Below are 11,929 nucleotides of genomic sequence, written 5' to 3' on the forward strand. Positions count from 1 at the left end.
GGCGATCATTCACTGGTAAGGGCCGTGACCGGGTCGAGCCGGGCTGCTTTGCGGGCCGGCATAAAGCCGAAGATGACGCCGGTGACCAGCGCGCAGGCGAAGGCGCCAAGGGCGGCTGGCAGCGAAAAGGCGACGGCCACGCTGCTGAGGATCAGCGCGCCGCCGACCAGCAGGGCCAGGCCGATCCCCGCCACCCCGCCGACCACCGTGAGCATCACCGCTTCGGTGAGGAACTGGCGCAGGATGTCCCGCTGCCGGGCGCCGGTGGCCATGCGGATGCCGATTTCCCGGGTGCGTTCGCGCACGGTCATCAGCATGATATTCATCACGCCAATGCCGCCCACCAGCAGCGAGATGGCGGCAATCGAGCCGAGCATCAGCGACAGGGTGTTCTGGGTGCGGGCCTCGGCCTGGATCATCGCGGCGTTGTTGGTCAGTTCGAAATCCCGCTTGCCGTTGTGCAGGCGCAGCAGCAGTTGGTCGATGGCTTTTTCCGCTTCATGTACCTTGCGTGCGTCGGCGGCGGCAATCACTACATATTCGGGGTTGTAGGTGCCAAACAGGCGGATACTCGCGGCGGAGTAGGGGATGGCGATACGGTCGTCGCTGTCCTTGTCGCCGGAGCTGGCGCCTTTTTCGGCGAGGACGCCGATCACCTGGAACGGCACGTTTTCGATGAGGATGTATTGGCCGATGGGGCTCGGCAGGTCCTTGAACAGCTTGTCGCGCACCCGTTTGCCAATCACCGCGACGGTGGCGGCGCTGCGTTCGTCGGCTTCGGTGAAGTAGCTGCCCTCGACGACCGGCCAGTTGAAGATCGCCGGGAAGTTGGTGTCGTTGCCGCCGACATAGGCCATGTGGTCGACATTGCCGAAGCGCACCCCGGCTTCCGCGCCGTTGACCGGCATGATGCGCTTGACCTGGGGCAGGGCAGCCATGGCGCTGACGTCGTTCATGGTGATAATGCCGGGCGGCGTCCGCGGGTTGGGCGCCGAGCCACTGACATAGAGGATATTGGAGCCGAAGGCGCCCATCTGCGCCATGACCTGGCGCTTGCTGCCTTCGCCCACGGCCAGCATCACCACCACCGAGGCCACGCCAATAATGATCCCCAGCAGGGTCAGGGCGGTGCGGAAACGGTTGATCCACATGACCCGCCAGGCTGCTTGTACCGCGTCCAGCAGTTCGCCTTTCCACGCGCCATTGTGCTCGGCGCCATCGGCCAGGCGTTGGCGCAGGTCCACGGCTTGCAAGGCCTTGGGGTTGGCGTCGGCGTTAGCGTGGGAGTGGGGGTTGGGGGTGTCGCTGATGATCAGGCCGTCGCGGATCTCGATGATGCGCTTGGCCCTGGCCGCCACTTCGCGGTCGTGGGTGATCAGGATCACCACGTGCCCCTGGCTGGCCAGTTCGTCGAGCAGGGTCATGACCTCGGCGCCGCTATGGCTGTCGAGGGCGCCGGTGGGTTCGTCGGCGAGGATGATATGCCCGCCGTTCATCAAGGCTCGGGCAATCGACACCCGTTGTTGCTGGCCTCCGGACAACTGGTGCGGGCGGTTGCCGGTGCGCCCGGCCAGGCCCAGGCGGGTGAGCAGGGCGGCGGCGCGGGCATGGCGTTCGGCGGCCGGCGTGCCGGCATAGATCGCCGGCATCTCGACGTTTTCCTGGGCCGAGCCGGACGGGATCAGGTGGTAGCCCTGGAACACAAAACCAAAGGCTTCGCGGCGCAGCCAGGCCAGTTCGTCGGTGTCCAGTTGCGCGACGTTTTCCCCGGCGAACAGGTATTGGCCGACGGTGGGGCGGTCGAGGCAGCCGAGGATATTCATCAAGGTCGACTTGCCTGAGCCGGAGGCCCCGACAATCGCCACGAATTCCCCGGCATGGATCGACAGGTCGATCCCGCGCAATACGTCGACCTGGGGCGTATCACCGCCACCGTAGGATTTGCGGATATCCCGAAGTTCGATCAGTGGCGTCAACATTCAGCCTCCGCTGCTTTCGGCGGGGCCGATCAGCAGGTGCTCGCCTTCGTTGAGGCCATCGAGGATCTGGATGCGCAGGCGGTCGCTGATCCCCACCCGTACTTCACGGTCTTCGATGCTGCCGTCCTTGGCCACCACTCGCGCCAGTTGCGTGTCGGGGCGGGTGCTGCCTTGCAGGGCCGCGACGGGCGCAGTCAGCGCATCGGTGACGCGGCTGGCGACGAAAAACACCTGGGCGGTCATTTCCGCCATCAGTGCGTTATCGGCGTTATCCACATCCAGCAGCACGGTGTACAGCACCACCCGGCCGCTGCCGCTTTTGCTCGAACTGCTGGGGCTGCCGCCGCCCTGGCTGGTTTCGTTGAGGGGCTTGGGCGGCACCGGCAGGATCTGGCGCACAGTGCTGGTCCAGCGCCGGTTGCCACCGCTCAGGGTGGTGAAATACGCCTGCATGCCCGGTTTGACATGGCCGATATCGGCTTCCGAAACTTCCGCCCAGACGGTCATGGGCGACAGGTTGGCGATGCGCAAAATCAGCGGCGTCTGCTGCTGGCTGTTGAGGGTCTGGCCTTCGCGGGCATCCACGGCGACCACCGTGCCGGAAATCGGTGCATAGATGCGCGTGTAGCCCAGCTCGGCCTGATCAACCCGCAGCGTGGCCTGGGCCTGGCTGATCTGCGCCTTGAACATGTTGATGCGCGCCTGGGTGGCGTCCAGTTCGGCCTGGGCGGTCTGCACGTCTTCATCGCGGGTCGCGCCACCGGCGGCCAGGCGTTGCTGGCGCTGGTATTTCTGCTGTGCCAGGCGGTTTTGCGCGTGCTGCTCCTGCAGTTGCGCCTGCAGATTGGCGATGGAATAACGGGTGGCGTCGAGCTTGGCCTGTTGGGTGGCCGGATCGATCTCTACCAGCAGATCGCCTTGCTTGACCTGGGCGCCGGCTTCAACGTGAATCTTGCGGATCTGCCCGGACGCCTGCGCGCCGACATCCACGTAACGCCGTGGTTGCAGGGTGCCGAGGGCGGTCACGCTGCTTTCGATATCGCCCCGGCGCACTTCCAGGGTGGGGAACTGATCGCGGCCGGGCGGGATCAGTTGCCAGGCGGCGAAGGCGACCACGGGGATCAGGCAAAGTGCTGCCAGCAGCGCGCGCCGGGTGTGTCGAGGACGGTTCATGCACGGGTTCCAGCCAGGAAAGTTCGGACCGCTGCTCAAACGCCCTTGAGGGCAGAGACAGAAGCGGGAAGCTGTCAGGTAAACGAGGTATTTGCCCTGAAATTTAAGTGCTTACATACGGCGTTACAGCTGGGCGAAACGCCAGTATTCGAGCGCGTTTACCAGTCTGTTTAAAGCCACATGAGAATAATTCTAAGTTAGATGACTTCAAACTGCCATTACTGCATTGCCACAGCCGTCGCCGCCACGCCTGCCCGGACGAATCCTGCACCGGGCTTAAATTTTTTTTCATTGTCCTCGTTTCCTATCAACACATGGCCTGTTGTTCAGCAGGTCGCCCAGGCTTTCCGCCCCACTGCCACGGGGCTTATCCAGAGGACACTGGAATGACACAGGCAATTGCATCGCCCGCGGTTCACGACCTGATCGGTATTGGTTTCGGTCCTTCGAACCTGGCGCTGGCCATCGCCCTGCAAGAGCGCGAGAAAGCCCAGGGCAAGCTCGATGTGCTGTTTCTCGACAAGCAGGCCGACTACCGCTGGCACGGCAATACCCTGGTGAGCCAGAGCGAGCTGCAGATTTCCTTCCTCAAGGACCTGGTGACCCTGCGCAACCCCACCAGCCCTTATTCCTTCGTCAACTACCTCAAGGTCCATGGGCGTCTGGTGGACTTCATCAACCTGGGCACGTTCTACCCGTGCCGCATGGAGTACAACGACTACCTGCGCTGGGTCGCCGGGCAATTTACCGCGCAGAGCCGCTATGGCGAGGAAGTGCTGGCCATCGAGCCGATCCTGCATCAGCAGCAGGTCGAGGCGCTGCGGGTGATCTCCCGTGATGCCCAGGGCGAGCAACTGGTACGCACCGCGCGCTCGGTGGTGGTCAGCGCCGGTGGTACGCCACGGATTCCCGAGGCGTTCAAGGCGCTCAAGGACGATGGGCGGGTGTTCCACCATTCCCAGTACCTGGCGCGCATGGCCCAGCAGCCGTGTGTCGAGGGCAAGCCGATGCGCATTGCAATCATCGGTGGCGGGCAGAGCGCGGCCGAGGCGTTTATTGATCTGAATGACAGCTTCCCCTCGGTGCAGGTGGATATCATCCTGCGCGGTTCGGCCCTCAAGCCTGCCGACGACAGCCCGTTCGTCAATGAAGTGTTCTCCCCGGAGTTCACCGACCTGGTGTTCCAGCAGCCCAGCAGCGAGCGCGAGCGCCTGGTCAACGAGTACCACAACACCAACTATTCGGTGGTGGACCTGGACCTGATCGAGCGCATCTACGGGATTTTCTACCGCCAGAAAGTCTCCGGCATCGCCCGTCACGCCTTCTGCACCCTGACCACCGTGGAAAAAGCCAGCGCCGGGCCCCTGGGCATCGAGTTGCTGGTGCGCCATAACGCCACCGGTGAGACGGTGCTCAATCACTACGATGCGGTGGTCCTGGCCACCGGCTATGAGCGCCAGATGCATCGCCAGTTGCTGGCGCCGCTCGAGGCCTATATGGGTGACTTTGAAGTGAACCGCGACTACCGCGTGGTCACCGACGAGCGTTGCAAGGCGGGTATCTACATGCAGGGCTTCAGCCAGGCCAGCCATGGTTTGAGCGATACCTTGCTGTCGATCCTGCCGATTCGCGCCGACGAGATTGCCGCGTCGCTGCATGAGCATGATCGCAGCCGCGGCCAGGACCGTTCGGTGCGTGACGTGCTGCTGGCCACCGCGAGCTGATACCGGCTGCCGGTCGCTCCCGCGCCTGCGGGGGCGACCCTGGCTGAACCCTTGCTGAAGAACCCGACGATTCGCCGCGCTGTCACTTTCCTCCTGCAGACTGCAGGCGTAAGCTGCGCCGGTTTTCAACCATAGCGCAGACCTTCGTGAACAGACTTTCGAGTGACAGTTGTCGACCAGGCTTGGCCAGCTGACGCGCATCTCCATGCCGTTGCCTCGCCGATCAAGCGAGAAGCGGCCTTTCGGTAGCGAACCGTCCTGGTTCCTGCCTGATCCCCCTTTTTTCGACGCTGATTCTGCGGGCAATCAAAGGGAGATTTACCATGCAAGCCCTCAACAATATCAATCTGGATTCCTTGATCGACACCGTGGTCAGCCTCAGTGCGGCCTTTATCCTCGGTGGGCTGATCGGCTTTGAGCGCCAGTTCCGCCAGCGCACGGCGGGGCTGCGCACCAATGTGCTGGTGGCGGTGGGGGCGGCGATCTTTGTCGACATGGCCAACCGCCTGGCCGGGGCCGAAGGGGCCGTGCGGGTAGTGGCGTATGTAGTGTCCGGGATTGGCTTTCTCGGCGCCGGGGTGATCATGCGCGAGGAGGGCAACGTACGCGGGCTCAATACCGCCGCGACGCTGTGGACTTCTGCCGCCGTGGGCGCCTGCGCCGGTGCCGACCTGATCCTCGAGGCGTTCCTGGGCACCTGTTTTGTGCTGGCGGCCAACACCTTGCTGCGTCCGATCGTCAACAACATCAATCGCCAGCCCCTGGACGTGGTGTCGGCGGAGGTCACCAATATCCTCTACGTGATTGCGCGGCGTGCCCAGCAGCAGGCGGTAATGGCTTTGCTGGAGTCGGAACTGGCGCGCTGTAACTACCCGGCCAGCGATGTCGATGTGCGGCCCTTTGGCAGTGAGGAAGTGGAGATCGAGGCCACCCTGGCGGCCAACTCGGTCGATGGTGACGAACTGGATGCCCTGGTGGCGCGGATCTCCCAGTCGACCCTGGTGGTGCAAGCCTTCTGGAGTCCCAGCACCACTGATTGACAATCCCTCTCTGTTCGGCTGGAAAAGCTGCCCCCCGTCATGGGGGGCGGTTTTTTTCGGTGATTTTGACTACGCTTTAGTGAGGATTAATCCTACATATGCGCCGGATTTTCCCTTCGGGCGAAACATCATTCCGTTGTTAATGTTGAGCCGTTGCACCTAACCAAATTCCGTTGAAACGTTCTGTGTAGACAGTACCGCTGGTCGGAACTGGTACTTCTCACAGGTACAGGGGTTTCGTGTGATGTGTAAGGGTATTGGCGCCCTGAAATGAGTGGTCGCCAATGAAGCAACTAAACAGTCGTGGTGTTCTGCCAGGGAGTCGCATGAGCAAAGCGCTAATTGTGGATGATCATCCGTTCATTCGTGCAACCGTCAAGTACCTGTTGCGCCAGGAGGGCTTCGAGAAGATTTTCGAGGCTGCCAATGGTGCCGATGCATTACAGATTGCCAGGGAGGAACGGCCAGACCTGGTCATTCTCGACCTGGCCATGCCCAAGCTGGGCGGGCTGGAAGTGATCAGCCGGATCAAGGCCTTGGGCCTGCCCTGCAAGATACTGGTCCTGACCTCCTATCTGGCGGTGTTTTTTTCGACGCGTTGCATGCGGGCCGGGGCGATGGGGTTTGTCGCGAAAACCGGCGAGTTGGATGAGCTACAAAAAGCCATCAAGGCCGTCATGTCCAATTACAGCTGCTTCCCCAGCCTGCCCACCAGTTCCGTACGCAAGGACGCTTGCAAACCACGGAACAGCAACTGGTAGAAGCGCTCTCTGACCGGGAGTTGATGGTGCTACAGAAGCTGGCACTGGGTTTGGGCAACAATGAAATCGCCAAGGACATGCTGTTGAGTCACAAGACCATCAGTACTTATAAAACCCGGTTGAAGGAGAAACTGCGTATGTCTTCGGTGGTGCACTTATCCAAGTTCGCCCAGCGTAATCATCTGATCTGACATGTCGAGATCTCTGGGGAAATGGCTCACCGCACTCTGGCTGGTGGGTCTGGCGCTCACCGTCAGTGTGGCTCAGGGTGAGCCACACCCACTGACTCTGGTGGGGCATTCCACCCTTGACACACTGCAAGTGAACCTGGATGAGGCGGACTGGCGCTGGCTGCGCGAACGCCGCACGTTGGTGATGGGGGTTTCCGCCCCCGACTATGTCCCCTTCGATGTGACGGGCAGCAACGGCGAACTGGAGGGGATCACCGCTGATTATGCGGCGCTGCTCGCTAAGCTATTCGGTATCCCGATCCAGGTGCAGTGTTACGAGCACCGGGATCAACTCATCGCAGCCCTTAAACGCGGCGAGGTGGACTTTGTAGGCACGGCTAATGGCTACGAGGCGGCGGACCCTCAGTTGGCGCTTTCGCGCTCGTACGCCAACGACCAGCCAACCCTGGTGACGCGTATTGATGACAGTCAGGCGCTGAGTGCCGATCTCGACGGTAAACGCCTGGCCATGCTCTCCCACTACATGCAGCCTGAGGTGGTTGCGGCCTTTTATCCCAATGCCTCCTTGCAGACCTACCCGTCGACTTTCGAGGCGATTGGGGCCGTGGCCTTTAGCCAGGCGGATGTCTATCTGGGCGATGCAATCAGCACCAACTATCTGATTAACAAGAACAACCTCAACAACGTGCGGATGGCGGACTTTTCCAGCTTGGAGGTCAACCCTTTCGCGTTCGCGCTTGCCCGGGACAATATCCGGCTGCTGAACATCATCAATGCGGCACTGGCGGTGATTCCGGCCAATGAACAGATGGAGATCCTGCGCCGCTGGAGTGCCGGTAATCTGGGGATCGTTGGTCGTGAACGCCTGCGTCTGAGCGACAGTGAGCAGCGCTGGCTGGACAAGCATCCAAGGGTCAGGGTGACGGCACTGGACAAGTTCCTGCCGTTGTCGTTTTTCAATGATCGAGGGCAATTCCGGGGCTTGAGTGCCGATGTCCTGGCCCAGATCAGCCTGCGTACGGGCTTGAAGTTCGATGTGGTGCGCGCAGGTTCGTTGCCCCGTCAAATCCAGCAGGTCAGCGATGGCGAGGCAGAGATGATCGCGCTCATCACACCGAGTACGACCCGCGAGGAAAAGGTCCGTTTTTCCCGGCCCTATTTGAGCAACCCATTCGTGCTGATCACGCGTGACGATGGCAGCAGTCCGGTCACCCTCGACGATATGGCGGGCAAGCGTCTGGCGGTCATTGGCAGTAGCGTGCAGCGGGAAATCATCAGCCGCGACTACCCCAATATTGTGTTGGTGGACGTGGAGAACTCCGCACAGGGCATGGCTTTGGTCGCCAACGCGGGTGTCGATGCCTCGGTCAACGCACTGATCATTGCGCGCTACATGATTGCCCATCAATACCGTGACCGCCTGCGCATCACCAGTACGGTGGGCTCGCAGCCGGCGCGAATCGCCTTTGGCGTGGGGCGCGGCCAATTGGAGTTGTATTCGATCCTGGACAAGGCGCTATTGAGCATCACCCCCCAGGAGATGGATGAGTTGACCAACCGCTGGCGCAGCGAGTTGTTGATCGATGACAGCTATTGGCTACGCCACCGCAACACGATTATCCAGGGCTTCTCCCTGGCCGCCGTGTTGTTGCTGATCACCCTGGGCTGGGCCATTTACCTGCGCAGCCTGATCCGCAAACGTGCCCAGGCCGAGCGCGCCCTGAGCGACCAGATGCGCTTTATGAGCGTGCTGATCGACGGTACGCCGCACCCGATCTACGTGCGTGATCGCCTGGGGCGGTTGATGGCCTGTAACAGCGCCTATCTCAATGTTTTCGGCTTCCGCCTCGAAGACGTGATCGGTAAGACCGTGATGGAGACCGATACGGGGAACCAGCCCCAGGCCCAGTCCTACCATGAAGACTACTTGCGCTTGATGGAGCGCGGCGAACCGCAGATTCACGACCGGGTACTCAAGGTACCCGGCGGCGCGACCCTGACCATTTATCACTGGATGCTGCCGTACCGCGACGGGGACGAAAGGGTCGTGGGCATGATTGCCGGCTGGGTCGATGTCAGCGAGCGCCAGCGTTTGCTGGGGCAGTTGCAGGAGGCCAAGGAGGGGGCCGACGCCGCCAACCGCGCCAAGACCACCTTCCTGGCGACCATGAGCCATGAGATCCGCACGCCGATGAATGCGGTGATCGGCATGATCGAGCTGGCCTTGAAAAATGCCGAGCAAGGGCGTATCGACCATGACGCCCTGGCAGTGGCTTCCGACGCTTCGCGCGGCATGCTGGAGTTGATCGGCGATATTCTCGACATCGCGCGGATTGAATCCGGCCACTTGTCCCTGACCCTGGAGCCGTCGAACCTGCGCGAGCTGCTGGCTTCGGTGGGGCGAATCTTCGAAGGGCTGGCGCGCACCAAGGGCCTGGTGTTGCAGGTGGAGCTGGACCCGCTGGTCGATCGCTACGTGTTGATTGATCCGCTGCGCTTCAAGCAGGTGGTCTCTAACCTGTTGAGCAATGCCATCAAGTTCACCGCCCAGGGCCATGTGCGCTTGAGTGCCAGTGGCTCGCCGGCAGTTGCCAATGGTTACCTGAGCCTGCGGCTGGTGATAGAAGACAGCGGCATCGGGATCAGCGTCGAGGACCAGATGCGCCTGTTCAACCCGTTTATTCAAGGGCGTAACACTGACCAGTCGGCGCGCAGTGGCTCAGGGCTTGGGTTGGTTATCAGCCGCAGCCTGTGTGAAATGATGGGTGGCCAGCTGAAATTGAGCAGCGTGCTGGGGCAGGGCACACGGGTCGAGGTCACACTGCCATTGGCGGTGGCCACCTCGGCCAGCGCACCGTCCGAACCGGTTGCCCTGGAGGCGCCGCCAGCCCATGCGTTGAATATCCTGGTGGTGGACGACTACCCCGCCAACCGTCAATTGCTGACCCGCCAACTGAGTTTCCTGGGGCACCGGATCACTACCGCCAACGATGGTGTGCAGGGCCTGGAGCGTTGGCAGACCGAGCGTTTTGATGGGGTGATCACCGACTGCAACATGCCGCTGAAAAATGGCTATGAGCTGGCCCGAGACATCCGTGCCGATGAGCGGGCCCGCGGCTTGGCCCCTTGCCTGTTGCTGGGGTTTACCGCCAATGCACAGCCGGAGGAAACCGAGCGTTGCCTGGCGGCGGGGATGGACGGCTGCCTGTTCAAACCCACCGGGCTTGAGGATCTGCATGCCGCACTGGCTTCTCGCACGGCCATGCCTTCGGTCAATGAGCCGGTGCAGGCGGACCCGGTCAAGGCCCTCGACTTGAGCCGCTTGTTGAAGCTGACCGGCTCCGACACGGGGGCCGTCAAGGAGCTGCTGGCACAACTGCTCGACAGCCTTGCTGCAGACCGTACGCAACTTCAGGCATTGCTTGAAAAGCACGACTACGCCCAGCTACATGACCTGGCCCACAGGACCAAGGGCGGGGCGCGTCTGGTCGAGGCGCAGACCTTGGTGAACCACTGCGAAGCGCTGGAAGCGGCCTGTGAACAGCGCGATCCCGAGGCGCTGGTTTGCGCAGTGGCGGCTGTGCAAGAGGCCATTGATCAATTGCATCAAGCCCTGACGGATTACTGCAACCAGGCATAGAGGCAGGTCCGGCGCAGGGAATTTGGGAGAACTCCTACATGTAGAGGGAACTACGCTGATTTTTTCGTCGAAATATGTCTGGAAAAGTAGGCCGCTCCTTCCTTCCGCGAGCGATGCCTGCTCAGGGACTTGCGATGCCAACCAAAGCACTGACCATCCTGATTGCCGATGAACGGCACCTGCAACGGTTGCACATCGAAAAAATGCTCAACCAGCTGGGCTATTACCGGATCGTCCCGGTGCAGACCTTCGATGAAGTGCTGATCCTGACGGATATCCCGGCTGAGCCATTTGACGTGTTGATTATCCATGCCGGACTGGCTGCCGCCGCGGGCGGCGCATTGGCGTTCCAACAGCAACATCCGCAGGTGCGCCATGTGCTGGTGTATGACGACCAGGACCTGGGGCCGTCTGCTTGCGTGGTGCCCCTGGCCCTGGTGCGTTTGCCGGGAGCGCCCGACAGCATCACCCTGGAACACTTTATGGACATCGTCGACCCGCCGTCACCAGCCAGTGGCTTGCGGGTCTTGCCCTGGCTGCGGGAGCTGGCGCGCAACCCGGCGGTTTAGCTCAGTCCCACTGCGGCGCAATACCCTTGGGGCTGGTCAGGCGATGGCCGCGCTCGAGGCCCTCGATTTGCGCCATATCGGCTTGGCTCAACGTCAGTTGTACAGCCTTGAGGTTGCTCTGCAGGTTGGCGCGCTGGGTCGAGGACGGAATCACCGCATACCCCAGCTGCATGGCCCAGGCCAGGGCGACCTGTGCCGGTGTGGCCTGGTGGCGTGTGGCGATTGCCTGGATCACCGGGTCTTTCAGCACTTCGCCGTAGGCCAGGGTCATGTAGGACGTAATCTGGATACCGTGACGCGTGGCGAAATCCACCACCTTACGGTTTTGCAGGTAGGGGTGCAGCTCGATCTGGTGGGTGGCGATATTCTCGGCACCGACGGCGGCGATGGCTTCTTCCATCAGCGCTACGGTGAAGTTGGAGATGCCGATCTGCCGGGTCAGGCCCAGGCGCTTGGCTTCCAGCAACTGCCCCATGAACTCGGCGACGGGTACCTGGTTTTCTGGCGACGGCCAATGGATCAGGGTCAGGTCCAGGTAGTCGGTCTGGAGCTTGCGCAGGCTTTCCTTGAGGCTGGGGATCAACTGGCCTTCGGCAAAATTGGCGATCCAGATTTTGCTGGTGATGAACAGTTCATCGCGGGGGATACCGCTGGCAGCGATGGCCTGGCCGACCTCGGCTTCATTGTCGTAGATCTGCGCGGTGTCGATGACCCGGTAGCCGAGATCGAGGCCGGTGCTGACGGAATCGATGACCACCTGGCCCTGCAGGCGGAAAGTGCCAAGGCCGAATGCGGGAATAGACATGAGTAACTCCTGTTGTGGCATGGACAATGGCGTTGAGTATCGGCTGC

The 11,929-nt window shown here is 61.7% G+C and carries 7 protein-coding genes and 1 pseudogene; 5 read left to right on the forward strand and 3 right to left on the reverse strand.

The window, feature by feature from the left end:
* Window positions 1-5 precede the first annotated feature (5 nt).
* Both HBO24_RS24380 and HBO24_RS24385 read right to left on the reverse strand, forming a co-directional pair.
* Window positions 6-1,979 carry a MacB family efflux pump subunit gene (locus tag HBO24_RS24380; protein WP_115127937.1) on the reverse strand — a complete coding sequence of 658 codons (1,974 nt, stop codon included), beginning with the start codon at window positions 1,977-1,979 and terminating at the stop codon, window positions 6-8.
* Window positions 1,980-3,152 (reverse strand): efflux RND transporter periplasmic adaptor subunit, encoded by a 1,173-nt coding sequence (locus HBO24_RS24385; RefSeq protein WP_170060482.1) that lies wholly within the window; start codon window positions 3,150-3,152, stop codon window positions 1,980-1,982.
* 386 nt (window positions 3,153-3,538) lie between these two features.
* On the opposite strand from HBO24_RS24385, the gene HBO24_RS24390 reads away from it, so the two are divergent.
* The 5 genes and pseudogenes from HBO24_RS24390 (at window position 3,539) to HBO24_RS24410 (ending at window position 11,077) form a co-directional block, all read left to right on the forward strand.
* Entirely contained in the window at window positions 3,539-4,876 is a 1,338-nt protein-coding gene (locus tag HBO24_RS24390; RefSeq protein WP_170060483.1) for a SidA/IucD/PvdA family monooxygenase, read from the forward strand.
* Window positions 4,877-5,199: 323 nt separating this feature from the next.
* Entirely contained in the window at window positions 5,200-5,916 is a 717-nt protein-coding gene (locus HBO24_RS24395; RefSeq protein ID WP_057444753.1) for an MgtC/SapB family protein, read from the forward strand.
* A gap of 326 nt (window positions 5,917-6,242) precedes the next feature.
* A pseudogene (locus HBO24_RS24400) lies at window positions 6,243-6,868 on the forward strand (response regulator transcription factor).
* 1 nt (window position 6,869) lies between these two features.
* The gene (locus tag HBO24_RS24405) at window positions 6,870-10,508 is read left to right on the forward strand and encodes a transporter substrate-binding domain-containing protein (protein ID WP_170060484.1); all 3,639 of its coding nucleotides are present in this window, start codon (window positions 6,870-6,872) and stop codon (window positions 10,506-10,508) included.
* Window positions 10,509-10,642: 134 nt separating this feature from the next.
* On the forward strand, window positions 10,643-11,077 hold the full coding sequence (locus tag HBO24_RS24410; protein ID WP_057959182.1) for a hypothetical protein: 435 nt from the start codon (window positions 10,643-10,645) through the stop codon (window positions 11,075-11,077).
* Between the two features lies 1 nt (window position 11,078).
* Here HBO24_RS24410 and dkgB read toward each other — a convergent pair whose 3' ends face one another.
* Window positions 11,079-11,882, reverse strand: coding sequence for a 2,5-didehydrogluconate reductase DkgB (dkgB, locus tag HBO24_RS24415; RefSeq protein ID WP_057959183.1), 804 nt, complete (start codon window positions 11,880-11,882; stop codon window positions 11,079-11,081).
* Window positions 11,883-11,929 lie beyond the last annotated feature (47 nt).

Source organism: Pseudomonas sp. WS 5410, assembly GCF_012985645.1.
Lineage (GTDB): Bacteria > Pseudomonadota > Gammaproteobacteria > Pseudomonadales > Pseudomonadaceae > Aquipseudomonas > Aquipseudomonas shahriarae.

Excerpts from the sequence above, each read along its gene's own strand:
- HBO24_RS24385 (WP_170060482.1), bottom strand. The coding sequence starts at position 3,152 with ATGAACCGTCCTCGACACACCCGGCGCGCGCTGCTGGCAGCACTTTGC.
- HBO24_RS24390 (WP_170060483.1), top strand. The coding sequence starts at position 3,539 with ATGACACAGGCAATTGCATCGCCCGCGGTTCACGACCTGATCGGTATT.
- HBO24_RS24380 (WP_115127937.1), bottom strand. The coding sequence starts at position 1,979 with ATGTTGACGCCACTGATCGAACTTCGGGATATCCGCAAATCCTACGGT.
- dkgB (WP_057959183.1), bottom strand. The coding sequence starts at position 11,882 with ATGTCTATTCCCGCATTCGGCCTTGGCACTTTCCGCCTGCAGGGCCAG.
- HBO24_RS24410 (WP_057959182.1), top strand. The coding sequence starts at position 10,643 with ATGCCAACCAAAGCACTGACCATCCTGATTGCCGATGAACGGCACCTG.
- HBO24_RS24405 (WP_170060484.1), top strand. The coding sequence starts at position 6,870 with ATGTCGAGATCTCTGGGGAAATGGCTCACCGCACTCTGGCTGGTGGGT.
- HBO24_RS24395 (WP_057444753.1), top strand. The coding sequence starts at position 5,200 with ATGCAAGCCCTCAACAATATCAATCTGGATTCCTTGATCGACACCGTG.